Origin of the sequence: Pseudomonas nunensis (assembly GCF_024296925.1) — a bacterium.
In the GTDB taxonomy this organism is placed as follows: Bacteria; Pseudomonadota; Gammaproteobacteria; order Pseudomonadales; family Pseudomonadaceae; genus Aquipseudomonas; species Aquipseudomonas nunensis.
Map to the genome: position 1 here is coordinate 1,957,801 of NZ_CP101125.1, position 26,676 is coordinate 1,984,476.

28 protein-coding genes and 1 pseudogene are annotated in these 26,676 nt (G+C 60.5%); 18 read left to right on the forward strand and 11 right to left on the reverse strand.

Annotated features, from left to right (window positions below; genetic code table 11):
• Positions 1-46: 46 nt before the first annotated feature.
• Positions 47-1,076 (reverse strand): annotated as a pseudogene (locus tag NK667_RS08820) (DMT family transporter).
• Here NK667_RS08820 and NK667_RS08825 point away from each other — a divergent pair.
• The 11 genes from NK667_RS08825 (at position 1,071) to NK667_RS08875 (ending at position 12,450) form a co-directional block, all read left to right on the forward strand.
• Positions 1,071-1,634, forward strand: a complete 564-nt coding sequence (locus NK667_RS08825; protein WP_054052795.1) for a helix-turn-helix domain-containing protein — start codon at positions 1,071-1,073, stop codon at positions 1,632-1,634. The pseudogene NK667_RS08820 and the gene NK667_RS08825 overlap by 6 nt on opposite strands.
• Positions 1,635-1,790: 156 nt before the next feature.
• Entirely contained in the window at positions 1,791-2,984 is a 1,194-nt protein-coding gene (locus tag NK667_RS08830) for an SfnB family sulfur acquisition oxidoreductase (protein ID WP_054614409.1), read from the forward strand.
• Positions 2,985-2,994: 10 nt separating this feature from the next.
• Positions 2,995-3,432 carry a hypothetical protein gene (locus NK667_RS08835; protein WP_054614410.1) on the forward strand — a complete coding sequence of 146 codons (438 nt, stop codon included), beginning with the start codon at positions 2,995-2,997 and terminating at the stop codon, positions 3,430-3,432.
• Entirely contained in the window at positions 3,432-4,835 is a 1,404-nt protein-coding gene (locus tag NK667_RS08840) for an LLM class flavin-dependent oxidoreductase (protein ID WP_054614411.1), read from the forward strand. Before NK667_RS08835 ends, NK667_RS08840 begins: the two co-directional genes overlap by 1 nt.
• A 378-nt stretch (positions 4,836-5,213) precedes the next feature.
• The gene (locus tag NK667_RS08845; RefSeq protein WP_054614412.1) at positions 5,214-6,119 is read left to right on the forward strand and encodes an AMP-binding protein; all 906 of its coding nucleotides are present in this window, start codon (positions 5,214-5,216) and stop codon (positions 6,117-6,119) included.
• Positions 6,116-6,892, forward strand: coding sequence for an ABC transporter ATP-binding protein (locus tag NK667_RS08850; protein WP_054614413.1), 777 nt, complete (start codon positions 6,116-6,118; stop codon positions 6,890-6,892). The genes NK667_RS08845 and NK667_RS08850 overlap by 4 nt, the downstream gene beginning before the upstream one ends.
• A complete protein-coding gene (locus NK667_RS08855) occupies positions 6,892-7,773 on the forward strand; it encodes a branched-chain amino acid ABC transporter permease (protein ID WP_054614414.1) in 882 nt (293 codons plus the stop codon). The genes NK667_RS08850 and NK667_RS08855 overlap by 1 nt, the downstream gene beginning before the upstream one ends.
• A gap of 4 nt (positions 7,774-7,777) precedes the next feature.
• The gene (locus NK667_RS08860) at positions 7,778-8,827 is read left to right on the forward strand and encodes a branched-chain amino acid ABC transporter permease (RefSeq protein ID WP_054052780.1); all 1,050 of its coding nucleotides are present in this window, start codon (positions 7,778-7,780) and stop codon (positions 8,825-8,827) included.
• Positions 8,828-8,852: 25 nt separating this feature from the next.
• Positions 8,853-10,193 (forward strand): ABC transporter substrate-binding protein, encoded by a 1,341-nt coding sequence (locus NK667_RS08865; RefSeq protein ID WP_054052778.1) that lies wholly within the window; start codon positions 8,853-8,855, stop codon positions 10,191-10,193.
• A gap of 3 nt (positions 10,194-10,196) precedes the next feature.
• The gene (locus NK667_RS08870; RefSeq protein ID WP_054614415.1) at positions 10,197-10,964 is read left to right on the forward strand and encodes an ABC transporter ATP-binding protein; all 768 of its coding nucleotides are present in this window, start codon (positions 10,197-10,199) and stop codon (positions 10,962-10,964) included.
• Positions 10,965-10,977: 13 nt separating this feature from the next.
• Positions 10,978-12,450 carry an FAD/NAD(P)-binding protein gene (locus NK667_RS08875; protein ID WP_054614416.1) on the forward strand — a complete coding sequence of 491 codons (1,473 nt, stop codon included), beginning with the start codon at positions 10,978-10,980 and terminating at the stop codon, positions 12,448-12,450.
• Positions 12,451-12,628: 178 nt separating this feature from the next.
• Here NK667_RS08875 and NK667_RS08880 read toward each other — a convergent pair whose 3' ends face one another.
• From NK667_RS08880 to NK667_RS08890, 3 genes are all read right to left on the reverse strand, one after another.
• Positions 12,629-12,874: a hypothetical protein gene (locus NK667_RS08880; RefSeq protein ID WP_054053488.1), complete on the reverse strand. Its 246-nt coding sequence runs from the start codon at positions 12,872-12,874 to the stop codon at positions 12,629-12,631.
• Positions 12,875-13,661: 787 nt separating this feature from the next.
• Positions 13,662-14,042 carry a hypothetical protein gene (locus tag NK667_RS08885; RefSeq protein ID WP_054614417.1) on the reverse strand — a complete coding sequence of 127 codons (381 nt, stop codon included), beginning with the start codon at positions 14,040-14,042 and terminating at the stop codon, positions 13,662-13,664.
• A gap of 173 nt (positions 14,043-14,215) precedes the next feature.
• The gene (locus NK667_RS08890; RefSeq protein ID WP_054053489.1) at positions 14,216-14,956 is read right to left on the reverse strand and encodes a response regulator; all 741 of its coding nucleotides are present in this window, start codon (positions 14,954-14,956) and stop codon (positions 14,216-14,218) included.
• Positions 14,957-15,161: 205 nt separating this feature from the next.
• Between NK667_RS08890 and NK667_RS08895 the strand changes: the two genes are divergently transcribed.
• Both NK667_RS08895 and NK667_RS08900 read left to right on the forward strand, forming a co-directional pair.
• Positions 15,162-16,184, forward strand: coding sequence for an alpha/beta fold hydrolase (locus tag NK667_RS08895; protein WP_054053491.1), 1,023 nt, complete (start codon positions 15,162-15,164; stop codon positions 16,182-16,184).
• 142 nt (positions 16,185-16,326) lie between these two features.
• Positions 16,327-16,998, forward strand: a complete 672-nt coding sequence (locus NK667_RS08900) for an NAD(P)H-binding protein (protein WP_054614418.1) — start codon at positions 16,327-16,329, stop codon at positions 16,996-16,998.
• Positions 16,999-17,139: 141 nt separating this feature from the next.
• Here the strand turns inward: NK667_RS08900 and ppnN are convergent, their stop codons facing one another.
• A complete protein-coding gene (gene ppnN, locus NK667_RS08905; RefSeq protein ID WP_054614419.1) occupies positions 17,140-18,513 on the reverse strand; it encodes a nucleotide 5'-monophosphate nucleosidase PpnN in 1,374 nt (457 codons plus the stop codon).
• A 230-nt stretch (positions 18,514-18,743) separates the two neighbouring features.
• Here ppnN and NK667_RS08910 point away from each other — a divergent pair, with 230 nt between their 5' ends.
• Positions 18,744-19,271 carry a DUF3087 domain-containing protein gene (locus tag NK667_RS08910; RefSeq protein WP_054616232.1) on the forward strand — a complete coding sequence of 176 codons (528 nt, stop codon included), beginning with the start codon at positions 18,744-18,746 and terminating at the stop codon, positions 19,269-19,271.
• Positions 19,272-19,332: 61 nt separating this feature from the next.
• A complete protein-coding gene (locus NK667_RS08915) occupies positions 19,333-20,910 on the forward strand; it encodes a sensor domain-containing diguanylate cyclase (protein ID WP_054614420.1) in 1,578 nt (525 codons plus the stop codon).
• Positions 20,911-20,912: 2 nt separating this feature from the next.
• Here the strand turns inward: NK667_RS08915 and NK667_RS08920 are convergent, their stop codons facing one another.
• From NK667_RS08920 to NK667_RS08930, 3 genes are all read right to left on the reverse strand, one after another.
• Positions 20,913-21,830 carry a LysR family transcriptional regulator gene (locus NK667_RS08920; RefSeq protein WP_054614421.1) on the reverse strand — a complete coding sequence of 306 codons (918 nt, stop codon included), beginning with the start codon at positions 21,828-21,830 and terminating at the stop codon, positions 20,913-20,915.
• Positions 21,831-22,055: 225 nt separating this feature from the next.
• On the reverse strand, positions 22,056-22,430 hold the full coding sequence (locus NK667_RS08925) for a DUF2784 domain-containing protein (protein WP_054614422.1): 375 nt from the start codon (positions 22,428-22,430) through the stop codon (positions 22,056-22,058).
• Positions 22,431-22,502: 72 nt separating this feature from the next.
• On the reverse strand, positions 22,503-23,438 hold the full coding sequence (locus tag NK667_RS08930) for a GGDEF domain-containing protein (protein WP_054053501.1): 936 nt from the start codon (positions 23,436-23,438) through the stop codon (positions 22,503-22,505).
• A gap of 179 nt (positions 23,439-23,617) precedes the next feature.
• Here NK667_RS08930 and NK667_RS08935 point away from each other — a divergent pair, with 179 nt between their 5' ends.
• The 3 genes from NK667_RS08935 to NK667_RS08945 all read left to right on the forward strand — a co-directional run bounded on the left by NK667_RS08935 (position 23,618) and on the right by NK667_RS08945 (position 24,852).
• Positions 23,618-24,316, forward strand: a complete 699-nt coding sequence (locus NK667_RS08935; RefSeq protein ID WP_054053503.1) for an AzlC family ABC transporter permease — start codon at positions 23,618-23,620, stop codon at positions 24,314-24,316.
• The gene (locus tag NK667_RS08940) at positions 24,316-24,627 is read left to right on the forward strand and encodes an AzlD domain-containing protein (RefSeq protein WP_162830874.1); all 312 of its coding nucleotides are present in this window, start codon (positions 24,316-24,318) and stop codon (positions 24,625-24,627) included. The genes NK667_RS08935 and NK667_RS08940 overlap by 1 nt, the downstream gene beginning before the upstream one ends.
• A 66-nt stretch (positions 24,628-24,693) precedes the next feature.
• On the forward strand, positions 24,694-24,852 hold the full coding sequence (locus tag NK667_RS08945; protein ID WP_177331425.1) for a hypothetical protein: 159 nt from the start codon (positions 24,694-24,696) through the stop codon (positions 24,850-24,852).
• Between the two features lie 145 nt (positions 24,853-24,997).
• On the opposite strand, the gene NK667_RS08950 is transcribed toward NK667_RS08945, so the two are convergent.
• The 3 genes from NK667_RS08950 to NK667_RS08960 all read right to left on the reverse strand — a co-directional run bounded on the left by NK667_RS08950 (position 24,998) and on the right by NK667_RS08960 (position 26,649).
• Entirely contained in the window at positions 24,998-25,225 is a 228-nt protein-coding gene (locus tag NK667_RS08950) for a hypothetical protein (RefSeq protein WP_054053509.1), read from the reverse strand.
• Positions 25,226-25,419: 194 nt separating this feature from the next.
• Positions 25,420-25,692 carry a hypothetical protein gene (locus NK667_RS08955; protein ID WP_054614423.1) on the reverse strand — a complete coding sequence of 91 codons (273 nt, stop codon included), beginning with the start codon at positions 25,690-25,692 and terminating at the stop codon, positions 25,420-25,422.
• Positions 25,693-25,962: 270 nt separating this feature from the next.
• Entirely contained in the window at positions 25,963-26,649 is a 687-nt protein-coding gene (locus NK667_RS08960; RefSeq protein WP_054614424.1) for an SOS response-associated peptidase family protein, read from the reverse strand.
• Between the last annotated feature and the right edge of the window lie 27 nt (positions 26,650-26,676).

A 26,676-nucleotide genomic window follows, 5' to 3' on the forward strand; every position in this document is an offset into this window, starting at 1 on the left:
GTGGGAGCGGGCTTGCTCGCGAAGAGGCCCTGACAACCAGCATCAATTAATCGGCTGTCTCGCTTTCCAGCGCCTCCTCGACTTGCTCGCGATTCTTACCCTTGGTCTTCAGCTCACTGACAATCACCGCCGCCACAATCAGCCCGGCCCCCACCAACGCAATCCCCGGCAGCCGTTCCCCGGCGATCCGCCCGACAATCCCGGCCCACACCGGCTCACCGGCATAAATCAGCGTGGCTCGGGTCGGCGAAACACTCTTCTGCGCCCAGTTCATTGCCACCTGAATCGCCGCACTCGCCGCACCCAGGCCCAGCGCACTGCCCAACAGCAGCCAGGAGAAATGCGGAATCGCTTCCTGAGTCGGCACCACCATCAGAAACGCCAGCATCGACGTCACCGCCAATTGCACCACCGTCACCCGGCGCACATCGACCTGGCCCGCATAGGTACTGATCAGAATGATTTCGGCGGCAATCGCCACGGTGCTGATCAGCGTGGCGATTTCGCCGGGGCTGAAGTTGAGCGAGGCACCGGATGGCCCGGACAGCATCATCAACCCGGTGAAGGCCAGCATGATGCCAATGCTCGGCATCAAACCCGGACGCTTGCCGAAGACCAGCCATTGCAGCAACGGCACGAACGGAACATAGAGGGCGGTAATGAATGCCGACTGACTGCTGGGAATTGTCTGCAAACCCACGGTTTGCAAGCCGTAGCCGAGCATGATCGCCACACCGATAAAGGATCCGGCCTTGAGTTCCAACAGCGTCAACGCCCGCAGGCTGCGCCATGAGAACAACGAGACAATGCACGCCGCCGCGGCAAAGCGCAGACCCACGAAAAACATCGGCCCGCTGACGGTCATCGCATGCTGCACCAGCAAAAATGTCCCGCCCCAGACCATCGTGATCAGCACCAGCACGCACTCGGCCTTGCTGAACCGCGAGAAACGGGAAGATGCCTGAGGGGAGTTCACTGACGTCATGGCCTTGCGCGCTACCTGGGGCGGACGCACAATGCGCCCGAATGTTGCGCAGTATACTGCCCAACCCCACCGAGTGAGCAATATAGTGCACAAAGATTCTCCCCCGCGGGCTTCGGTCCTCCAGCACGTCAGCCAGAACGTCCGGCGACTGCGCCACGCCGCCGATATGAGCCAGACCGCGCTCGCGGAAAAGTCCGGGGTCAGCCGACGGATGCTGGTAGCAATCGAGGCCGGCGAAAAAAACGTCAGCCTGACCACCCTCGACCGCGTGGCCGAAGCGCTGGACGTGGCATTCAGTGACCTGATCCAGGCCCCGGACGTGCGCGATCCAAGCCGCATCAATGAACTGGCCTGGGCGGGAACGATTCCTGGCAGTAAAGCGGTTCTGCTGTCCAAAGCCACCGCCACCCGCGAAGTGGAGCAATGGGAATGGTGCCTGCAACCGGGAGAAATTTACCCGTCGGAGCCGGATGCAGATGGCTGGAGCGAACAGATCTACGTGTTCGAAGGCTGCCTGACGCTGATGCTCGGCGAAACCCCGCAAAGAATCGCCGCCGGTGAGTTCTTCATGTTCGCCAGCAACCAGCCGCACTCCTATCGCAACGAAGGGGATGTGGCGGCGCGGTTTGTGCGCAATGTGGTGATCTGACTGTTTACAGGCCAACAGTAGATGAACACTTTGCTGTTTTTAAGCTGCAAGTATTTCTAGGATAGTTCTACAACCTACTGTAAATAAACGATATTAATTTCAGGCACGACTCCTGCAAAAGCTCTGGGTATTCACCCGGAACCAAGGAGTCGGCCCATGACAACTTCACCTCCCACTGCCCATTTGATCCGCTCGGACGCCGAGGCCATCGCCGTCGCGAACAAGCTCGCCGCACGCTTCGCCGTCGAGGCCAGCGTCCGTGATCGCGACCGACGCCTGCCAGTGACCGAGCTCGACGAGTTTTCCGCCAGTGGCCTGTGGGGCATCACCGTTCCCAAGGAATACGGCGGCGCCGGTGTGTCCTACGTGACGGTCGCTGAAGTGATCAAGATCATTTCCGCTGCCGATTCGTCCCTCGGCCAGATCCCGCAAAACCACCTCGGCGTGCTCGATATCCTGCTGCAAACCGCCACCGAAGAGCAGAAGCGCTACTACTTCGGCAAAGTCCTGCAGGGCTACCGTTTCGGCAATGCCTTCTCCGAATCCAAAAGCAAAAACGCCGGCGCGTTTGAAACCCGCATCCGTTTCGATCAGGACTACGCGCAAATCGACGGCGAGAAGTTCTATTGCACTGGTGCATTGTTCGCGCACATCGTGCCGGCGGTGGCAGTCAACGAACAGAACCAGGCGTTTATTGCCTTTATCGAACGGGACAATCCCGGTCTGACGGTGATCGACAGCTGGGACGGTTTCGGCCAGCGCACCACGGCCAGCGGTGGCGTGACCCTCAACGCGGTGAAAGTGCCGTTGAACGCGGTGATCCCGGCGCATAAGGCTTTCGACGAACCCACCGCCGACGGCCCGATTTCGCAAATCATCCAGGCTGCCGTGGACACCGGTATTGCCGTCGGCGCGCTGGAAGAGACCAAGCGCTACGCCCGCGAATCCCGCCCGTGGATCGACAGCGGTAACGATCACGGCTGGCAGGACCCGTTCAGCATCGCCGCCATCGGCGATCTCGAATGGCGCGTCCACGGCACCGAAGCGATCCTGAAGAAGGCCGGGCTGGCCATCGACGCGGCATTGCTCAATTCCAACGAAGACACCGTCGCCCACGCCTCCGTGGTGGTGGCCCAGGCTAAAGTCCTGTCCGCCGAGATTGCCTTGCTCGCCAGCAGCAAACTTTTCGAACTGGCCGGCACTCGCTCGGTGCTCGGCAAATACAACCTCGACCGCCACTGGCGCAACGCCCGGACCCACACCTTGCACGACCCGGCGCGCTGGAAATACCACTTGATCGGCAACTACCTGCTCAACGGCGTGAAGCCTGCGCGCCACGCCTGGAACTGAGGAGCCCACCATGAATGCATTGACCCAACCGATCAGCGCCGAGCAGCCCTTGGCTAAAAGTCAGCACGACTTGCACAACGCCCGCAGCCTACTGGACGCGACCCTGCGATTTGTCCGCCAACACGGACAAGACACGCAGGATCCGTATGTCATCAGCCGCTTTGGCGATTTGCACATTCGTATCGAGGTCGCCGCCGCGCTGCTGGAACGTGCCGAAGCCTTCCTCAATAGCCACGAAGACGACACCGAAATCAGCGTCGCCATCGCCGAATCGCACCTGGCCAGCGCCGATGCCTTGAATACCGTGAGCAACGCCGAATTCGAACTCACCGGCCAACGCACTCCGTTGCCCGGTTCCCTGCACGATCCGCTGCGCTGGAAACTTCACCTTATCGGCAACTTCCGCCTCAACGGCATCCATCCCCCTAGCTTCAGGAGCGCCGTTTGATGGCCCGTGAAATTCGTCTTAATGCTTTCGACATGAACTGCGTCGGCCATCAGTCGCCGGGGTTGTGGGCGCATCCGCGGGATCGTTCCTGGCAGTACAAGGACCTCGAATACTGGACCGATCTGGCGAAAATCCTTGAACGCGGCAAGTTCGACGGCTTGTTCATTGCCGACGTGCTGGGTATCTACGACGTCTACAACGGCAACGGTGACGCGGCGATCCGCCAGGCGGCGCAAGTGCCGGTCAACGATCCGCTGCAACTGATCCCGCCGATGGCGCTGGTCACCGAGCACTTGGGTTTCGGCCTCACTGCGTCGCTGTCCTTCGAACACCCGTATCCATTCGCCCGGCGCCTGTCGACCCTTGATCACCTGACCAAGGGCCGCGCCGGCTGGAACATCGTGACCTCGTATCTGGAGAGCGGCGCGAAGAACCTCGGCCAGAAAAACCAGACCGAGCACGACGCCCGCTACGACTTCGCCGAAGAGTACCTGGAGGTTTGCTACAAGCTGTGGGAAGGCAGTTGGGAAGAAGGCGCGATCCTGCGCGATCGCGAACGGCGGATCTTCAGCGACCCGAGCAAAATCCATGAGATCCAGCACGTCGGCAAACACTTCCAGGTGCCGGGCATTCACCTCTGCGAGCCTTCGCCGCAACGTACACCTGTGTTGTATCAGGCAGGCGCGTCGAGCCGCGGCAAGCAGTTCGCGGCTGAACATGCCGAGTGCGTGTTTGTGGCGGCGCCATCGAAAGTGCTGCTGAAAAAGACCGTTGCGGATATCCGCCGGCGTGCGGCTGAAGCGGGGCGCGATCCGAAGAAGATTCTGATCTTCAACCTGCAAACGGTGATCCTTGGCGAGACCGATGCCAAGGCAAAAGCCAAGTTTGAGGAATACAAAACCTGGGTCAGTTATGAGGGCGCCATGGCGCTGATTTCGGGCTGGACCGGGATTGATTTCAGCCAGTTCAAACCGGACGAACCGCTCAAGCATGTGCACACCAATGCGATTCAATCGGCAGTGGAAGCGTTCTCCACGGCAGACCCGAACAAGGTCTGGACCCCGAATGAATTGGCGGATTGGGTGGGCATTGGCGGGTTTGGACCGCTGTTTGTCGGCAGCCCGGAAACTGTCGCTGATTTGTTGCAGGAATGGGTTGAAGAGACGGATGTGGACGGTTTTAACCTGGCGTATGCGCTGACCCACGAAACCTTTATCGACGCCGTGGAATTGCTGGTGCCGGAGTTGCAAAAGCGTGGCGTGTACAAGACCGAATATGCGCCAGGGACCCTGCGCGAGAAGTTGTTCGGGGAAGGGCCGAGGTTGCCCGAAATCCATCCGGGGGCTGGGTATCGGGATTTGGCGGGGTTGCGGCAGCAGGAGAAGAAAGTGGTGTCGGCGTAGACGCCTTCGCGGGCAAGCCTCGCTCCTACAGGTGACCGGGTCGTACACAAAATCCCGGCCTGACAAAGATCCCCTGTGGGAGCGGGCTTGCTCGCGAATGCTGTGTGTCAGACAACGATGATGGCGACTGACACGCCCTCTTCGCGAGCAAGCCCGCTCCCACAATTGAATCGTGGTCGTACACAAAATCCCGGCCCGACAAAGATCCCCTGTAGGAGCGAGGCTTGCCCGCGAAGAGGCCGGCACATTCAACACCAGTGTCGCCAGACAGACCGCTTTCGCGAGCAGGCTCGCTCCCACAATTGGATCGTGGTCGTTTTACAGATTTCAGCCCAGCGGACCACCGCACGCTTTTGCCCATGACATAGAGGTCAATCCATGAGCGTGCATGAACTCAAGCGGCCGCCCAGCGCGGACACTGCCCAATGGCAGGTCAAGGCGCCCCAGGCTTTGGAGCAGTTGCGCCATTGGGGGCAGGTCAGTCCATTGCAAACGGCGTTGCGCCACAAGCGCCACGGCCAGTGGTTTGTCTGGCGCTGGATCGATGCCTTGCGCGATGTCGAGCGTCTGGCCGATGGCTTGCGCCAGCAAGGTTTTACCGAAGACTCGCGGCTGGCCCTGAGCGGTGCCTTCGAACCGAATCTGTTGCTGCTGGCCCTGGCCGCACGGCATGTCGGCGGCGAAGTGCTGACCTTGCCCGACACCCTCGATGCCGAGGCTCTGCACAACGCACTGTGGCGCAGCCGTCCGACCCACGCCTTTATCCAGGGCCGGCAAACCCGGCAACTGTGGCTCAACCACGGCCAATCGCTGCTGGACTTCAACGAACTGCTCGGCCCTGTAGAACCGCCGCAACGCCAACGCCTCGGTGCCCACGGTGCGCAACTCTGGAGCGAAGAGGGCACGCAATGGCAGGACGGCCTCAGCGTTCTGCTGGAGCAATGGCTGGCCAGCGGCCAATCCCTGGCCTTCCCGGAAAGCCCCGGCAGCGCCAGCCGTGATCGGCGAGAAGTCGCGCCGTCCGGGCTGCTGCTGTCCGCCGAACGCCTGCAACGCCTGGCCGACGAAATCGACAGCCGTCTCGCCCCCCAAGGCACCTGGCGCCGACGCCTGTGCGACTGGGCCATCGCCCACCCGGAAAAACCCCTGCAACGCCTGATCAAGAATCGCGTTCGTCGACTGCTGGGCTTTCACAACCTGCATTTCATCTGGCAAGCCACCTGCACGCCAGGCGTTCAACCCGCGCCAACCTGGCTGGCCGAATTCAAACGGGACATCGCATGAGCTCGACCGATTCCATCCTGCAAGTCAGCGGCATTTCCCTGTCGTTCAAAGGCGTGAAAGCGATCAACGACTTGTCCTTCGACGTGCGCCGGGGCGAGATCTGCGCGCTGATCGGCCCCAACGGCGCGGGCAAGAGTTCGCTGCTCAACGTGCTGAACGGCGTTTACCGCTTCGATGCCGGCTCGATTGTCTTCGAGCAGCAGCCATTCAAACGCATTGACCCGCTGAGCGCCGCGCGCCGGGGCATTGGTCGCACGTTCCAGAACAACGCGCTGTTCAAGAAAATGAGCGTGATTGACAACATCCTCACCGGCCTGTCCCGGCACTTGCGCAGCAGCTTTATCGAACAAGCCCTCAACCTGCCGCGCGCCCGGCGAGAAGCTGCGGACTTTCGCCACCAGGCCCAGGGCATTCTCGAGTTCCTCGAACTGCAAGCCCACCGCGACGTGCCGGTGGGCAATCTGTCCTACGGCCTGCAAAAACGTGTAGAGCTGGGCCGCGCCTTGATCGCCGGCCCGCGCCTGTTGTTGCTCGATGAGCCAATGGCCGGGATGAACGCCGAAGAGAAACAGGAAATGGCGCGATTCATCGCGGACATCAACCGCGACCTCGGCACCACCGTGGTGCTGATCGAACACGACATGAGCGTGGTCATGGGCCTGTCCGACCACGTCGTGGTGCTGGATTACGGACGTAAAGTCGGCGACGGCACGCCCGCCGAAGTGCAGGCCGATCCGGAAGTGATCGCAGCGTATCTGGGAGTGGTGCACTGATGACCTTCTTCTTCGAAACCCTGCTCGGCGGCTTGCTCGCCGGCACCATGTATTCCTTGGTCGCCATCGGCTTCGTGCTGATCTACAAGGCCAGCGGCGTGTTCAATTTCGCCCAGGGCTCGATGCTGCTGTTTGCCGCGCTGACCTTCGTCAGCCTGCACGATCAAGGCGTGCCGTTTGCGTTGGCGTTATTGCTGACGGTGGTGGTGATGATCATCGGCGCACTGTTGATCGAACGGCTGGTGCTGCGGCCGTTGGTCAATCGTTCGCAGATCACTCTGTTCATGGCGACGCTCGGGCTGTCGTTCATCATCGAAGGCCTGGCCCAAGGGCTGATGGGCTCGCAGGTGCGGGCGCTGGATCTGGGTATCGATGACGTGCCGATTTTCATCGGCGGGATGATGGTCAGCCAGTTCGACCTGATCGCCGCCGCAGCCGCCATTGTGCTGGTGACGGTGCTGGCGCTGTTGTTCAACAAGACCCGAATCGGCGTGTCCTTGCGCGCCGTGGCGGATGACACCACCGCCGCGTTGTCGATCGGCATCAACCTCAACCGTATCTGGCAGATCGTCTGGGCGGTGGCCGGGATTGTCGGGCTGGTTGCCGGATTACTCTGGGGGGCGCGCCAAGGGGTGCAGTTTTCCCTGTCGCTGGTGGTGCTCAAGGCCTTGCCGGTGTTGATCATCGGCGGCTTCACTTCGATTGGCGGGGCGATTGTCGGCGGGCTGATTGTCGGTGCGGCGGAGAAGCTCGCCGAGGTCTACATCGGCCCGCTGATCGGCGGCGGCATCACGCCGTGGTTCGCGTATGTCCTGGCTTTGGCCTTCCTGTATATCCGTCCCGCCGGCCTGTTCGGCGAGCGCGCCATCGAGCGAGTCTGAACCCATGTCGATTTCCCTCACCCGCGAAACCGCGCCGTCGGTGTTGATCCAGCGTCGTGTGCCGTTTGGCCTGCTCGGCTTGTTGTTGATCGCCTTCGTCATCGTGCCGCTGACCGGCAATGACTATTGGCTGAACGCGATTCTGATCCCGTTTTTGGTGCTGTCGCTGGCCGGGCTCGGCCTGAATCTGCTCACCGGCTACACCGGCCAAACATCGGTTGGCGCGGCGGGATTCATGGCGGTCGGCGCGTTTGCCACGTATGGATTTTTGCTGCGCTTGCCCGAACTGGGCTTGCCGGTGGCGCTGCTCGGCGGCGGATTGATCAGCGCCGTGGTCGGTTTTGTGTTCGGCCTGCCCAGTTCGCGGATCAAGGGTTTCTACCTGATGGTCACCACGCTGGCCGCACAATTCTTCCTCGAATGGCTGTTTGTCAAATTCCCTTGGTTCTACAACTACGGCTCGTCCGGGACCATTTCCGCGCCGAAACTGGCGCTGTTCGGCCATGACCTGAACACACCGGTCGGGCGTTATTTGCTGACCCTGACCACGGTGCTGTTGTTGACCTGGGTCGCGGTGAATCTGGTGAAAAGCCAGATCGGCCGCAACTGGATGGCGATCCGCGACATGGACACTGCCGCCGCCGTGATCGGCATCCCCGTGGTGCGCTACAAACACTTGGCCTTCGCCGTCAGCTCGTTCTACCTCGGCATCGCCGGGGCGCTGTGGGCCTTCGCCTACCTGGGCACCGCCAGCGCCAGCAGCTTCGATATCAATCGATCGTTCCAGATCCTGTTCATCATCATTATCGGCGGCATGGGCAGCATCGCCGGCAACTTCGTCGGCGCGGCGTTTATCAGCCTGCTGCCGATCCTGCTCAGCCACGCCGGACAAGCCTTGTTCGGCGGCGCGGTGGACGCGGGGCAATTGCAGAACCTGCAAAAAATCATCTTCGGTGTGTTGATCATCCTGTTCCTGATCAAGGAACCGGAAGGGCTGATTCGCCTGCTGGGCAACCTTCGTGAACGGCTGAGTCACTGGCCGCTGCGCTTCTGAATTCCTGACCTATTAGAGAGACAACATGCGTGCATCCTTGAAACGTTCCTTGCTTGGCGCCGCGCTGACGCTGGCGGTTTTCGGCACTGCGGTGCCTGTGGTCCAGGCTTCGGCGGACCAGCAATTCTTCCCGTTGGCCACCTACCGCGTTGGCGCCTATGCCTCCAGCGGCGTGCAAGTGTGGGCCGGGATGCTCGATTACCTGAACTACATCAACGAGGTGGAGGGCGGGATCAATGGGGTGAAACTGGTCTGGCAGGAATGCGAGACCGAGTGGACGGCGGAGAAGGGCATCGAGTGCTATGAGCGCTTCAAGAAAGGCCTGGACGGCGCGCCGGTGGCGATCTATTCCCCCAACGGTGCCCCGGCGGCCTATGCGCTGAGCGAGCGCGCCGAAGTCGACAAAATCCCACTGATCACCCTCGGCTACGGCCGCACCGAAGCCACCGACGGCACGGTGTTCCCGTACAACTTCCCGGTGATGCTGACCTTCTACAGCGAGGCGTCGAGCCTGATCAATTACATCGCCCAGCGCGAGGGCGGCTTCGACAAACTCAAGGGCAAGAAGATCGCCACGGTCTACCACGACTCGGCGTACGGCCGCGAAACCCTTGGCCCGTTGAAGCTGTTGGCGGAGAAGTACGGCTTCGAAAACATCCAGATTCCGGTGGCCGATCCTGGCAACGAACAATCGTCGCAATGGCGGCAGATTCGCCAGCTCAACCCGGACTGGGTATTCCTGCGCACCTGGGGCGTGTCGACCCCGGTGGCGGTCAAGACCGCTGCGCGTTTCGGCTTCCCGGTGGACCATATCGTCGGCGACATCTGGGCCAGTTCCAGCGAAGACGTTTTGCCCGCAGGCGCCGCCGCCAAAGGCTATCTGGCGCTGACGCCATACCCGGCCGGCACCGATTTCGAGATCCACAAACGCCTCAAGCAATACATCCTCGACAAGGGCAAAAGCGACCTCAAGGACCTGAAGAATTTCGGCAGCGTCTACTACAACTCCGGGTTGGTGAACGCCGCCGTGATGGTCGAAGCGATTCGCACTGCCCAGGGCAAATTCGGCAAACGTCCGCTGAATGGCGAAGAAGGGCGTTGGGGCCTGGAGCATTTGAACATTGACGACGCGCGGCTCAAGGACATGGGCTACTTCGGGTTGATGCAGAACCTCAAGCTGTCCTGCAAGGATCACGAGGGCGGTGGTTCGGCGCGGGTGCAGCAATGGGACGGCGCGAATTGGACGCTGATCAGCGACTGGATTCCGGCGGATCGCGCCTTGCTGCGGCCGTTGATCGATGAGAAATCCGCGGCGTTCGCCAAGGAAAAAGGCCTGACGCCGCGCACCTGCACCGGGGATGAATAAGCCATGAGCCACGCCGCCACGGATAACGCCGCGCAGCAGTTGTTGCAGGTCAAGGACATCGAAGTGGTCTACGACGGCGCGATCCTGGCCGTGGCCGGGGTGTCGCTGACGGTGCCCAGGGGCGGCATCGTTGCGTTGCTGGGGGCCAACGGCGCGGGTAAAAGCACCACGCTCAAGGCGATTTCCGGGCTGGTGCGGGCCGAGCGCGCGGAGGTCAGTCGCGGCAGCATCGAGTTTCTCGGGCGTGATACGGCCGGCGTCGATCCGAGCGTGCGGGTGCGTCAGGGCATGGTGCATGTGCTGGAGGGCCGGCACGTATTCGGGCAACTGACGGTGGAGGACAACCTGCGCAGCGGCGGGTTTGTCCGGGGCTTGAGTCGCCAGGAGCTGGCCCGTGATCTGGAGCGGATCTACGCCTGGTTCCCCCGCCTGAAAACCAAGCGCAAGACCCAGGCCGGGCTGACGTCCGGTGGCGAGCAGCAGATGGTCGCCATCGGCCGGGCGTTGATGACACGTCCTACTTTGGTACTGCTTGATGAACCGTCCATGGGTTTGGCGCCTATTATCGTCCAGGAGATTTTCGAGATCGTCGCCCAGCTCAATCGCGACGAGCAGGTGAGCTTTCTGATTGCCGAGCAAAACATTAATGTGGCGCTCAAGTACGCGTCCCAGGCCTATGTGCTCGACACCGGGCGCGTGGTGTTGTCCGGAACAGCCGAAGAACTGCTGGCCCGAGGCGATTTGCACGACTTTTACCTAGGCAAACACTGACCGTGAGAACGCCATGAACCAAACCTCCAGCGGACAGGCGACCGACGCCATCCGCCATGCAGACATCCTGATCATCGGCGGCGGCCTCAGCGGCGCGATGCTGGCGGCGCAATTGTTGCGTTTGCCCGGCCAGCGTTCGCTGCTGGTGATCGAACCCCGCGCCGAACTCGGCCGGGGCGAGGCGTACAGCGCGGTCGAGTTGGGCCATACGCTGAACGGCAATGCGGCGCGGATGAGCGTTGATCCGGACAATGCCGATGACCTGACGCAATGGTTGACTGAATACATCGCGGCGGGTGGCTGGCCGGAGTCTGACGAGCAGCATGTGCCGGTCAGCGAATTGTTCCCGCCGAGGGGGATTTTCGGGCTGTACGTGCAGCAACGTTTGGCTGAGGCGCAAGCCGTGGGTGCGTTGAACGGTTCCACTGTCGAGCATGTACGGGCCGAGGTGGTTGATCTGCAAACCCTCGATGATTGCGTGCGATTAAGTTTGAGTGACGGGCAGCAGTTACAGGGTGCTTTTGCGGTGCTGGCCACCGGGATGTTCCCCGCCGCGCGCACGCCGCAGACCGAATCCAGTGGGTTGAATGCGGCGGCGCTGGATCCGTGGGATGTCGCGGCGATGCGGCAACTCGATCCGCAATCCACCGTGTTGATCATCGGCTCGGGCCTGACCATGGTCGATGCCGTGGTGTCGCTGGAACAGGCCGGGCATCGGGGGCCGATCGAGGTGTTTTCCCGGCACGGGTTACTGCCGCATGTCCGGCGCCAGCCGCCGGCCTGGGTGGACTTTCTGGCCGAGGATCACAGCATTCGCACGCCACGGCAGTTGCTGCGCGAACTGCGTCGACATTGCCGGGACGCTATCGCCCAAGGCATCGATTGGCAATCGCCGCTCGACACGGTGCGGGCGCATATTGGCCGGTTGTGGAATCAGGCGACGGACGTGCAGCGCCGACAATTTGTGCGGCATGTACGGCCGTGGTGGGAGAGTCATCACCACCGTTCGCCGCCGTTAAGTGCGGAGTTGGTGGCGCGGTTGCACGGGGAAGGGCGGTTGCGGATTCAGGCGGCGTCGTTCAAAGGCCTGGTACCCTCCGTGAACGGTGAAGTGAGCATTCGTATCCGGCGTCGTGGCGAGGCGGATACGCTGATTGTCAGCGGTGCGGCGTTGATCAACTCCAGCGGGATCGAATACGACTGGCGGCGAGTCGCCCGACCGCTGCCACAGCAGTTGCTGGCGCGCGGATTGATCAAACCGGGGCCATTGGCGCTGGGGATTGCGGCGGCGGTAGATGGCGCGGTGCTGGACGTCGGAGGGCAGGTTGCCCAACGCTTATTCGCCATGGGCCCGCCATTGCGCGGCATGTGGTGGGAAAGCACGGCAGTGACGGACGTGGCGAGCCAGGCCAAGGCCTTGGCAACACGCTTAGCCGTAGCAGCTGCCGAGCCTGCGAGGCTGCGTTCGGCGGCGAAGCCGTCGTGAAATCAGCAACTGCGTTGTTCCAGGATGACCGTGCATAGCGGGTTTACGACGGCTGCGCCGCCGAACGCAGCCTCGCGCAGCTCGGCAGCTGCTACCACGGATATCGGTGGCTGTTAAAACGGAGAAACCCCGGGTAGAGCGGATCTACCCGGGGTTTCTTGTTTAAAGCGGCGCAAACTTACGAATCGATACGCTGATATTTCGAACCGAACTCAGGGCGGTTTTCAGCCACGTAGAGTTTGGCTTGTTCAGCGTTCTGCTGCAGGTTGACGCTGCCTTTGCGTTCGGTGTCGATGCTGACGCTGTTGACGTTCTGGGTCGCTGGCTGGCCGACTTTCACCGCAGCGATGGATTGTGTTGCGGCCATGGCCGAGGTAGCGCCAAGGACGGTAAGGGCGAAGGTAAGACCGATGATGCTTTTCATGATGTTGCTCCAGAGTGTGGGAAGAAGATGTGGCCACTCTAGTGCTGGAGCGCGGAGATGAGAAAACACCCTGACGCATAGTTGATATCGAGAGCGTTGATCCATGGCCAGGTGTCGCGCACGAACCCTGTGGGAGCGGGCTTGCTCGCGAAGACTGCCGGACATTCAACAAAGATATCGCCTGTTACACCGCTTTCGCGAGCAAGCCCGCTCCCACAGTTGATAGGCGTTAGTCGCATTTTCTGTGCCCGGCACAAAACCAATGTGGGAGCGAGCTTGCTCGCGATGCGGCCGGCACATTCAACCTCTCAATTGACTGGCTGGCCGCTATCGCGAGCAAGCTCTCTCCCACAGGGGATTAGGGTTGATCGCATTTTCTGTGTCTGGCCCAAAACCATTGTGGGAGCGGGCTTGCTCGCGAAGAGGCCGGCACATTCAACCTCTCAATTGACTGGCTGGCCGCTATCGCGAGCAAGCTCGCTCCCACAGGGGATTAGGGTTGATCGCATTTTCTGTGTCTGGCCCAAAACCATTGTGGGAGCGGGCTTGCTCGCGAAGAGGCCGGCACATTCAACCTCTCAATTGACTGGCTGGCCGCTATCGCGAGCAAGCTCGCTCCCACAGGGGATTAGGGTTGATCGCATTTTCTGTGTCTGGCCCAAAACCATTGTGGGAGCGGGCTTGCTCGCGAAGAGGCCTGTACATCCAACATCAAAGTTGTCTGTCAGGCTGACTTCGCGAGCAGGCTCGCTCCCACAGGGGATTTCGGTTGTGGTCTGGATCGCGATCAGTAGCGCTGATATTTCGAGCCGAACTCAGGGCGGTTTTCTGCAACCACTACTCCGGCGTTCACGGCGTTATCTGGGCTGAACAGCGCAACACGTTCGCGCAGTTCTTGCAGGCGATCGGCGCCGCCTTCGGCCACACGATTCTGGATCAGGCGATCCGAACCACCTTCGGCGACGCGATTCTTTTGCAGGTTTTCAGAGCCATATTCCGCGACGCGATTCTGTTGCAGCCGATCCGAACCACCCTCCACCAGCAGTTGCTGTACCGGGCTGTGAGCGGCAGCGCTCGCAGTGTTGGCCGAGGCCAGGTTCGACAGGCCGAGGCCGCCAATCAGTGCCAGACCGAGTGCCAGGGACGAAACTTTCGAGAAGTTGAACATGGTGATTCTCCGTGCGCTTAATGATTGAGTGAGTCAGCAGCACCGGTTAGGTCGGTGCTGTCTGGTGTTCACAGTTAAACGCTCGGGTGTATCGGTGATGTGTGCGGGAGCGTCGCGAAGTCGCGTGTTGCGTATCTAGCGCGGGGTTTTATACAGAGCGATACAAATCCCCCTCATGACGGCGCGCCCAGCATCTCCACCGGGTACGAGAACACGTAGCCTTCATTGCGCACGGTCTTGATGTAGGTCGATTCCCGGGAGTCATCCATCAGACGTTGGCGCAACCGGCTCACCAGCAAATCGATGGAACGGTCGAACAGGTCGGCGTCGCGACCCTGGGTCAAATTAAGTAACTGGTCACGGCTGAGCACCCGTTGCGGGTGGTCGAGGAATACCCGCAGCAGGCGATACTCGGCGCCGCTGAGGGCGACCATGGTGTCGTCTTCGTCGAGCAGGTGGCGGGCGGTGGTATCCAGGCGCCAGCGGCCAAAACCCAGCAGCCGACCGCTTTCAGTGATCAGAAGGTTCGGTGGCAGCATGCGCGTACGACGCAGCACGGCGTTGATCCGCGCCAGCAGCTCGCGGGCGGCGAAGGGTTTGGTCAGGTAATCGTCGGCGCCCATTTCCAGGCCGAGAATGCGATCGGTTTCATCGTTGCGCGCAGTCAGCATCAGGATCGGCGTGGCTTTGTGCTTGCCCGCGCGCAATTCCCGACACAGCAGCAAGCCGTCGTCGCCGGGCATCATGATGTCGAGCACGATCAGGTCCACCTGATTCGCTTCCAGGAAGCTGCGCATCTGCCGGCCATCGGCGACCACGGTGGTACGCAAACCGTTTTTCTTCAGGTAATTGCCGACCAACTCGCGGATCTCGCGATCGTCGTCGACAATCAGAATATGGTCCACATGATCCATCGCTCAGCCCTCTTGTTATTAGTACACAGCCAGGTCCCACACCTGTTTGTATCGCACTGTATCAAAGGCGCTGTTGGACACGTTATGCCTTATTAGCAGTGGTTTTACGACACATGGCAGATACCTCGGGACGATTGAATGGATCCATTGAGGCAAGCCGACTTGCCTGGCAACCACTGATCATCGCACCCCTGAGGAAATCACCATGAACTGGAACAAACTTGCTGCAGCCAGCTTCTTCGCGGTCCTGAACGTTGTTGCGTTTGCAGCGCATGCCGATGTCAAAGCCACGACGCCTGTGGCAGCCAGCGCGAGCACCCTCAAGGCTGACCCGTTCGGTGCCCTGAAGCACGTCAACGCCGGGTTGCTGAATGTGGCGTACGCCGAGGTCGGCCCGGCGGATGGGCCGGTGGTGATTCTGCTGCATGGCTGGCCCTATGACATTCACAGCTACAGCGAAGTGGCGCCGTTGCTGGCGGCCAAGGGATATCGGGTGCTGATCCCTTATGCGCGTGGCTATGGCGATACGCATTTCCTGTCTGACAAAACCCCGCGCAACGGCCAGCCCGCCGCGCTGGCCAGTGATGTCATCGATTTCATGGATGCCCTGAAGATCAAGAAAGCCGTGCTCGGCGGCTACGATTGGGGCGCACGTTCGGCGGACATCGTGGCGGCGCTGTGGCCGGAGCGGGTAGAAGCGCTGGTGGCCGTGAGCGGTTACCTGATTGGTAACCAGGCCGCAGGCAAGAATCCGTTGCCACCCAAGGCTGAACTGCAATGGTGGTACCAGTTCTACTTTGCGACAGACCGTGGCGAGGCCGGTTACGAAAAAAATCGCCATGACTTCGCCAAGCTGATCTGGCAAACCGCATCGCCGAAATGGACCTTCGACGACGCCACCTTCGACCGCAGTGCTGCGGCGCTGGACAACCCGGATCACGTCGCGATCACGGTGTTCAACTACCGCTGGCGCCTGGGTATCGTCCAGGGCGAACCGCAATATGAAGCGCTGGAACAACGGCTGGCCAAGGCCCCGAACATCACCGTGCCAACCATCACGATGGAAGGTGACGCCAATGGCGCGCCGCACCCGGCGGCCGAAGACTACGCCAAGCGCTTTACCGGCAAGTATGAGTATCGGCTGATCAATGGCGGCATCGGCCACAACCTGCCGCAGGAAGATCCGCAGGCGTTTGCCAAAGCAGTGATTGACGCTGATCATCTCTGATAGACACCAAACCACTGTGGGAGCGAGCTTGCTCGCGATAGCGGTCTGACAGCCAACTTTATGTTGGATGTTATGGCCCTATCGCGAGCAAGCTCGCTCCCACAGGTATTTGATTTTTCTACTTAATCAGGATTCGCCGTTCATGAAAGCACTGATCTTCGGCGCCACCGGTATGGTCGGCCACGGCGTACTGCGCGAAAGCCTGCTCGCGACCGATGTCGAGCAGGTGGTTGTCGTCGGCCGAACAGCGGTCGAGGCGACGAACCCCAAGTTGCAATTGCTGGTGGTGCCGGACTTGACCCGTCTTGGAGCAGTCGAAGCGCAACTGCAAGGCTTCGACGCCTGCTTTTTCTGCCTGGGTGTTTCGTCGTCGGGCATGGATGAAGCGCAGTATTCGAGCCTCACCTATGACTTGACCTTAGCGGTGGCGGAGGTGCTCGCGCGACTCAACCCGAACATGACTTTTGTGTATGTCTCGGGCGCCGGCACCGATAGCAGCGAAAAGGGCAAAAGCATGTGGGCGCGGGTCAAGGGGCGGACCGAGAATGCGTTGCTGCGCTTGCCGTTCAAGGCGGTTTACCTGTTTCGACCGGGGATGATCCAGCCGTTGAATGGCGCGGTGTCCAAGACTTCGGTGTATCGCTGGACCTACATCGTGATGGCGCCGTTAATGCCGCTCCTGCGCCGGCTGTTTCCGCGCCAGGTGCTGACCACCGTTTCGGTGGGGCAGGCGATGTTGGGGGTTGCCCGGCATGGGGCTGCGAGTGCGGTGCTGGAGGCGCGGGATATTCAGGCTGCGGCGCTCAGAGGATAACGAACCAGGCACCGAACCAAATGTGGGAGTGGGCTTGCTCGCGAAAGCGGTGTGTCAGGCGACATCCATGTTGAATGTGACGCCCCCTTCGCGAGCAAGCCCACTCCCACAGGGGGACGATCAAAATTTGCGTGAGCTTTACTATGCAACCACTTGATAACACGGCACATACGCCGCGCCACCCGGCAGTTTCATCCGGTGCTGGGCTACAAACGCCTTGAGCAACTGATCCAGCGGTTGCATCACCGCCGCGTCGCCACGGATCTGGTACGGGCCGTGTTCTTCGATCAGGCGGATGCCTTTGTCCTTGACGTTGCCGGCGACGATGCCGGAGAACGCCCGACGCAGGTTGGCGGCCAGTTCGTGGGGCGGAAGCTTGCGGCTCAGTTGCAGGCTGGCCATGTTTTCGTGGGTCGGGTCGAACGGGCGCTGGAAGCCTTCGTCGATCTTCAGCAGCCAGTTGAAATGGAACGCGTCGTTGCGCTCGCGGCGGAACTGTTTGACCTCTTTGAGCCCCGCAGTCATATGCCGCGCCACTTCCGCCGGGTCGTCGATGATGATCGTGTAGTGCTGCTTCGCCGCGTCACCCAGGGTGGCGCCGACAAATGCGTCCAGTTGCTCCAGATACGGCGCCGCGTGTTTCGGCCCGGTCAGCACGACCGGGAAGGGCAGGCCCGCGTTATCCGGGTGCATCAGGATGCCCAGCAGGTACAGGAATTCTTCTGCCGTGCCGGCACCGCCCGGGAAGATGATGATGCCGTGGCCGACGCGGACGAAGGCTTCCAGGCGTTTTTCGATGTCCGGCAGAATCACCAGTTCGTTGACGATCGGGTTCGGCGCTTCGGCGGCGATGATGCCCGGCTCGGTCAGACCCAGGTAACGGCCGCCGTGGATGCGTTGCTTGGCGTGGGCGATGGTCGCGCCTTTCATCGGGCCTTTCATCACGCCGGGACCGCACCCGGTGCAGATGTCGAGGCTGCGCAGGCCCAGTTCGTGGCCGACTTTCTTGGTGTATTTGTATTCTTCGGTATTGATCGAGTGGCCGCCCCAGCACACCACGATCTTCGGCTCGACGCCTGGGCGCAGGGTGCGGGCGTTGCGCAGCAGGTGGAAAACGTAGTCGCTGATGCCTTGCGAGGTGCTGAGGTCGATGCGCTGGGCGTCGAGCTCGTTTTCGGTGTAGACGATGTCGCGCAGGGCGCTGAACAGCATTTCCCGGGTGCTGGCGATCATTTCGCCATCGACGAAGGCGTCGGCCGGAGCGTTCAGCAGTTCCAGGCGTACGCCGCGATCCTGCTGGTGAATGCGGATTTCGAAGTCCTTGTAGGCTTCGAGAATGGTCTTGGCGTTATCAACGTGGGCGCCGGTGTTGAGGATGGCCAGGGCGCACTGGCGGAAGAGGGTGTAGGTGCTGCCGGAACCGGCTTCGCTCAGTTGCTGGACTTCACGCTGGGACAGGGTTTCCAGGCTGCCTTTAGGGCTGACAGAGGCGTTGATTACTTGGCGTTGGGACATTCAATGATCCTTAAAACGATGCCAGTCATAGAGGAGGAGCGATTGGCATCCGAATAAAATGTATCCATGAAAGAAGATGGCACGAAGTACGCTGTCTCGCCACGTTCTCCTTTGACGATGAAAAGATGAAAAGGAGCCCCAGCATAGCTAAATCCCCCACAGAGGCGATAATGCGCGCACTCTTTTTGCTCACACAGCCTTTTACCATTGATGCAGGGAACCCCGCCAAGATGTTCGAAATCCAGCCAATGAATGCCGAAGTTTTCCGAAGCCAGACCCGGCGCAGTACGGTGATCATCGCCCTGATTTTCCTGGCGCTGGCCATGGTGCTCTCGACGACGGCCGTGGCGTTGTTCGGCGAACCGGGCGGCGACAACCTGCGGTTCAACGTCGGTGGCGTGTTTGTCGCGGTGTTGCTGATGGCGGCGCTGATGCGTGGCCGGTTCTGGAACCAGCAATGGATGGCCCCGGCGGTCTACGGCTGGCGCCTCAAACGCAGCCTGATGAGCGTCACCAACGTCATGCATCAGGTGACCGCGGCGGTGGCGAAGGATGATCCGGACGCCATGAAGCTGCTGCGTTTCTATCACCTGGGGTTGCACCAGATGCATGAACTGGACGGCAACTCCAGCGATCACAGCCAGTTGATCCGCGAAATGGATCAGCACAAGGCGCGGATGGAAGCGTTGGGGATCGATACCGAACAGACCCGATTGAACCCGGCGTGGCTTGAAGCGGTGAAGCAGACCGCACGGTAATGGCTATAGTGTCGTCAGCAATCAGGACGCGTCGCGAATTGAACAGGATGCAAGGAACATCATGGGACAGCCGTCCGTAAAAGTCCGTATCGAAGCCCTGCAACCCACGCAGTCGTTGCTGGCCGAGCAGGTCCAGGCGAAGCTCAAGGTTCGTTACGCCGTGGTGTTGCTGGTTGCGGTGTGCCTGTCCATGGCGGCCATTGCGATCTGGGAAGCCTGGAACTCGCGGCATTACCACTTGCATGACAAGGAAGTGGCGATGTCCAACCTGGCGCAGACCCTGGCGTCCCAGGCGCAAGCCTCGATCAAACAATCCGATACGCTGCTCTTTTCCCTGGTGGACCGCCTCGAAAACGAGGGCATGGGGCAAGCGCAGATGCCGCGCCTGCAGCGATTGCTCGGGGCCCAACGTAGCGAATTGCCGCAACTCCATGGCTTGTTCATTTTCGGTGAAGACGGTCGCTGGCTGGCCAACTCCAATGGCGCCAATGTGCCGGACGCCAATAACTCCGACCGTGAATACTTTATCTTCCACCGCGATCACTCCGACCGTGGCCCGCATATCGGCCCGTCGATCAAGAGTCGTTCGACCGGTGAATGGATCATGACCGTGTCGAGAAGGATCAATCATCCCGACGGCAGCTTCGCCGGTGTGGCGCTGGCAACGCTTTACCTCAACCATTTCCTCGATTTGTACAACAGCATCGACATGGGCCAGAACGGCGTCATCAACCTGATCGCCGACAACGCCACCATCGTCGTGCGCCGGCCGTTCAAAGACGCCGAAGTGGGCACCAGCGTGGCGAAGGGGCCGCTGTTCACCCAATTGCTGCCCTTGGGCAATTCCGGCACGGCAATGGTCAAGTCGTACCTGGATGGTGTTGAGCGGGTCGTGGGGTTTCGCCGGGTCGAGGGCTACCCGCTGATTGTGTTTGCGGCCCTCAACAAGGAAGAAGTGCTGACCGGCTGGCGCCAGGAGTCCCTGAACAGTGCCGCCATCGTCGCCTTGCTGCTGGCGTTCCTGGGCACGCTCGGCTATCGGCTGATCCGGGTCATGAAGCAGCAGAATCACATTCAAAGTGTATTGCTCGACGCCCAGGAAAAGCTGATCGAGGTCAATCGCAGCCTGGAACTGCTGGCCCTGGAAGATGCGCTGACCGGGCTGGCCAACCGGCGTCAGTTCGATCTGTTCATGGTGGCGGAGATGGGGCGTGCCCGACGCAGCCAGACCAGCCTGGCGATGCTGATGCTTGATGTCGATCACTTCAAGTTGTTCAACGATCACTACGGGCATGTGGCCGGTGATGTGTGTCTGCGCAAAATCAGCGAGATCATCACGCAAAACATCAATCGTCCCGGTGACCTGGCCGTCCGTTACGGTGGTGAGGAATTTGCGGTAGTACTGCCCGGCACCGACTATGTCGGGGCCTTTCTGGTGGCGGAAAAAATCCGCCGCGCGGTGCAGTTGGCGGGTATGGAGCATACGGACGGTATTGAAGGCGTGGTGACGGTCAGCCTGGGTGTCTGCGCCTACGACCCTGCCTCGCAAGCCGGGGCCGACGATCTGGTCAGCGCGGCGGACAAAGCGTTGTACGTGGCGAAGGCCAGCGGTCGGAACATGAGCGTCATCGCTAACTGAGTTCAGACAAAGCGGTCACTGCCCTGGACCAGTTTGGTGGCGAGCCAGGGTTGCTTGAGCTGTTCCAGCCACCAGACCAGGGCGCGACCGTCATGGTCGCCGCGCCAACCGGCGTAGAGGATGTTTGGCTCGCGCGGGTCGGCCATCTGTTTTTCAACCAGCGTGCCGTTGTTCAGCAGAGTACCGACCCGGTGTCGCGGCAACCAGCCGACGCCCAGGCCATTGCACTGGGCGAGGATTTTGGCGCGCATGGTCGGCACGGCGAGGACCGGTTGCCCGCCGGAAACGCCGTAGGTGCTGCCTTCGGTAGCCCGGGATGAGTCGGCCACGACAATCGCCCGGTGTTGGGTGACCATGGCCCGGGTGATCGGTTCTTTGGCCTTGGCCAGCGGGTGTTTGGGCGAGACGGCGAACACCCACTCCATTTCCCCCAGTTGCATCCAGCGCAATGACGGGATGGCCGGCGGTTCGTTGGTAGCGCCAATGATCAGGTCCGCGCGACCTTCACGCAGGGCTTCCCAGACCCCTTTGAGCACTTCCTGGGTAATGCGCAACGGCACGCCGGATTCCAGCGCGTCGAACTCGTGAATCACCGGGATCAGGGTGTCGAATTCGAGCAATTCATCAGTGACGATCCACAACCGGCTCTCCCAGCCGTTGGCCACTTGCTGGACGCGTTGGGTCAGCCGGGAAACGTCCTGCATCAGCCGCGCCGCTTCGTTCACCAGCAATTCGCCGGCCGCCGTGAGCTGCAAACGGTAGCGGCGGCGGTCGAACAGCAGGGCGTCGAAGCGTTCTTCCAGTTGGCGGGCTGCGTAGGAGATGGTGGAGGGCGCCTTGCCCAAATGGGCGGCGGCGCGGGACAGGCTGCCGGTTGCGCGGATGGCCTCAAGCAAGGCCAGGTCTTCAATCGACAGCATGTTCAAGGTCCTCGACAGATCGGTGTGACACTGGACTTGTGGTGAAAGAGCTGACCGTGGCGAGGGGGCTTGCCCCCGTTCGGCTGCGAAGCAGTCGTAATCCGGCCAGCTCAGTGTGCCTGGCATTACGCATGCTCTGGTTTTGGGGGCCGCTTCGCAGCCCAACGGGGGCGAGCCCCCTCGCCACAATGAATGGATTAGCCACAGGTTTTGTGTCCGCGTGCCTTATGCAGCCCGACGCAACTTCCACAACCGGATCAACCGCACATACACCACCAGGTTGACCGCCAGCACCACGCTGCCCAGCCCCAGTTGAATCGTCGGTGTCAGCCCGGCCGGGTAGATGATCGGCAACACGTAATGCTCGATGAAACCGCCGCCATACACGGTCTGCCCGGCCGCTTCGCGCATCAGGTTTTCCCAATAGGTCAGCGGGCAGGTCAGGTGAAAGACTTCGACGATCACGCCCCACGCTGCAGCGGGCAGGTGCCACCAGATCAGGTGGTGCCATTTGAGCACCAGCAGTCCGCCGAACAGCACGAACAGAATGAACAACAGGTGGAACAGCACTAGCCCGTCGGCGGCGATTCGGTAAAGCATGTCGATTCCCTGACTCTTCGATTGAATGGCACCATGTTACGCGGGCAGCGGACTGCGCTCCATGCCTCGTTTTCAATCACGGAAATCAGTGAATTCCGCACGCATCCGCCCGTTGTGCTTGGCCCGATACAGCAACTTGTCGACCTGTTCGACGAAGTCCACGGCACTGGCGTCCTGGCCGGCAACGGTGGTGCCGACGCCCAGACTCAGGGTCACCAGTGGCGAAATCGGCGAAAACACATGTGCGATATGCTGCTGGCGAATCAAGTGCAGGCATTTGCGCGCCACCAGCCGGGCCGACTCGGCATCGGTTTCCGGCAGCAGCCAGACGAATTCTTCGCCGCCGATCCGGGCAATGAAATCCCGTGGCCGATTGGCCGCCAGGGACAAGGTCTGCGCCACGCGCCGCAGGCATTCGTCACCCTTGATGTGGCCGTAATGATCGTTGTATTGCTTGAAGTAATCGATGTCCAAAATCAGCAGCGACAGTGGCTGTCCGGTACGCTGGGCGTTGCTCCATTCGCGTTCCAGCACCGTGTCGAACATGCGCCGGTTGGCGATGCCGGTCAGGCCGTCCTGGAACGAATATTCTTCGAGTTGCTTCTGCAGGCGAATCAGGTGCTCTTCGGTTTTCTTGCGCTCGCTGATGTCGAACATGAACCCCACCAGCGCCTCGACTTCGCCGTCCTTGCGCACCACGTGCACCACATCGCGAATCCACACGTAGTCACCGTCACGGGTCAGCGCACGGTAGTCGGCCTCGTGATCGACACCGGCGCGGGACTGCGACACGCAGAATTCCACCACGTAGTCGCGGTCGTCCGGGTGCATGCGCTCGACCCAGTCATTGACCGTGACCCAACTGTCCTGCTGCCAGCCCAGCAAGCTTTCGATCTGCGGGCCGATGTAGCTGAACGTCATGGTTTGCCAGTCGATCCGCCACGGAATCGCCTTGGTCGACTCAAGCAGGGTTTTGTAGACAGCGCTGTCGGTGTCGACGGAACTCATAAAGGGCCGGCCTCATGGAAAAGTGCATGGCCATCATGTTGATACTATCGTCGCGAATCAAGCGGGCAGCCGATGAAAGGCAGCGCCACAAAGGTTTGCGCGAAGTGCGCAAGATTGTTCAAGCCTTCGCCGGCATCTGCTGGCACAGTCGGTGGTCTTTCCACGGGTTGTAGAGCGTTATGTCGAATTCACACATGCCGCGCAGCGCCTTCCTGCGTGGTGCGGCGGCGATCATGCCGCTGTCCCTGGCCACCGCGCCATGGGGGTTGTTGGCCGGCTCAATGGCCATCGAGGCCAACCTCACGCCGCTGCAAGGCCAGGGCTTGTCGAGCATCGTGTTTGCCGGCGCCGCGCAACTGGTGGCGATCGGCATGCTCAAGGGCGGGGCCGGGATCTTTTCGATTCTGCTGACCACGTTGCTGCTGACGTCGCAGCATTTGCTCTACGGGATGAGCATGCGTTCGGTGATTTCGCCGTTGCCGGGTCGCTGGCGGGTGGGGTTGGGCTTTTTGCTCACCGATGAGTTGTTCGCCCTGACCAGCCAGCATGACAAACAGCAGTTCAACCGCTGGTACGCCTTGGGCGTGGGGCTGACGTTCTACATTGCCTGGAACCTGTTCACCCTGGCCGGCATCGTGTTGGGCAGCAGCATTCCGGGCCTTGAACACCTGGGCCTGGACTTCTCCATCGCGGCCACGTTTATCGCCTTGATCACCCCGGTGGTGCGCAATGTGCCGACGGTGGTCTGCGTGGCGGTGTCGCTGTTCTGTTCGGTGCTGTTCAGCTATTGGCAATGGGGCTCGGCCCTGGTGCTGTCGGGACTGGCGGGCATGACCGCCGGGTTTATCTGCAACAAGCTGTATCTGGAGCGCACATGATTGTTTGGGCAGTGATTATCGGCATGGGCGTGTTGGTGTTCTTGAACCGCTACGTGTTCCTCGAACCCCGACTACCGGTGCGCCTGAGCAGCAATGCGCGGCAGTTTCTTGGGTTTGCCGTGCCCGGCATGCTGACGGCGATCTGCGGGCCGATCGTGTTTATGCCGGACAAGCAGCTGAACCTGCAGTGGGACAATCCGTACCTGATCAGTTCGCTGGTGGCCGTGGGGCTGGTGCTCTACACCCGCAATACGCTGCTCAGCATGTTGTTGAGCATGGGTTTCTTCTTTTTGCTGCGCTGGTGGCTTTGAGCCGGGCGAGGGGAAATGTTCTACGCTTAAGGTTGATATCTGATCCCTTCAGGAAGAGAGGTGGACATGGCAACTGAACCCAAGCAACCGGACCTGGATGAAGACACGGACGAGCCGAGCGAAGAAGAGATCCAGCGGCAAAGGCGCTCGACGCCGGACTGGAAACATCCGGATGACGGCAAGGAACTGTCAGACCGTGACAGAGAATTTCCCTTGAAACCCTGATTTCTTTGAAAGCAATGAGACCCATGTGGGAGCGGGCTTGCTCGCGAAGGCGTTGTGTCAGTCACCATCTACATCGACTGAACGGACGCCTTCGCGAGCAAGTCGAATCGTCGCACCGCCGCTCCCACACAGGTATTTGGCAGAATCAAATTGCCTCATTCCACCGGATATGCGTAATTCCCAATTGCTGAGCCTTGTCGCGCGCGGTTTCGAGACTCGCGTGTGGCGCAATCTTTTGGCCGGATTCGGGATAGGCATGCGCTGAGGCCGACTGGATGGCTTCCACATCGGAAAACCCCGCGGCCAATTTGAAAAAGTGTTGTCGCACACCATCGAGCAGGTAATACACGGCATAAGGGACAAGTTCGCTCATATAATTCCATTTGGAGCCAGCCATTACTTCGGCTTAGTCGTTGAGCGGGGAATTCAGAGAGATCTGCGGTACCAGTGTCATGCAGAAATAGGGTCGCCTGAAAAAACAAGAGGCCAATCCGGCCTCATTATTCAGAGTGTTCACAGGGCCGGTTCGTTCAGTTCTTGCGCTGACGTGACCCGTGGAGCGTTATTTCAAGCGTCTTCCAACTGTGGAAAGTCGGGGTGGGCCGCCCGATAACCGAGCGTCTTGTCGATCCAGGCGTTGAGCTCATTGACCATCACCGGCGGCTTGCCCGGGTAGCTTTGCAGCGTGGAGCGTAAAAGGCTGCCGATATCCGCGACCGTGCGCAGGTTTCGAGTCTTGATGTAATTGCCGATAAAGCAGTCGAGTTGCAAGTGTTCTGTCATCGAAAGATAGACACACGCCGGCTCACCGACTTGTTTGAGTGCAAAATCGTCGCGCAACTTATTTCTCTGCAAGGTGTGTAAAAGTTGTAGGGATTTCCTTGGGTTGTTGACTCTTTGGTCAACTGGGCATGCTTATGGAAATGCGGCGCGCATGCTATCTGTAGTCCTGATAAATGTATGTATGACGGTTGAAATGTCAGACCAATGGTTGTGCGTCAAACAGCCGCATATATATAAGTGTCTCGCGCATGAAACACTGTATGTAACGTTTGAGTGTCCTGTTTATATAGGCAAGTTTTTTGTAAGGGTACTTTTGCCAATGCGGGATTAACTTAAGGGCATTTTCTCAATAAGGGCGGGGCCCTGGTTTCGGACATTGCCTACCGCTTTGCCAACCCGGTACCACTGGAACCTTTCGCTGGTTTCCCCTTGCATCAGCAGCATGTCTTCGGCGCGCTCTTTGGGTGTGGCCGGGTCGAGCCATTCCCGCGCGAGTTCGGCGGACAACACCACCGGTCGCCGGTCGTGAATGTCGAGCAGACCGCCGGCGCTGTCGGCGGTGATGATCACAAAGCCGTCATCCGCTCCGGGATCAGTATCGCCGGCAGGAAACTGACCAATCGCCGCACAGAAAATCGGCGTCCCGTCACGATGCCGGATCAGCCAGGGCTGGCGCTTGGAATCCCCTTCATCGACCCATTCGAACCAGTTATCGATCGGGCAAATCGCGCGGTGCGGCCAGATCGACCGAAAGAATGGCCCGTGGGCGACTTTCTCAACGCGGGCGTTGATCGGCGCTGCGCGATCCTTCGCCCAGTGCGGCCGCCAGCCCCAGCGCACATTGTCAGCGTGCAGGCCGTCGCTTTCCTGATGGAACAGCGCCAATTGCGTGGTGGGCGCGGCGTTGTAGCGGGCCAGCGGTTGATCGCCGACGTGGCTGATCAACGCGTCGGGGATGCTTAACACTGCCACGAAATCGTGAATGCCCCGGTACTGCGACAGGCGTCCGCACATCAGCGAAATCTCCCATTGGAGATTTCA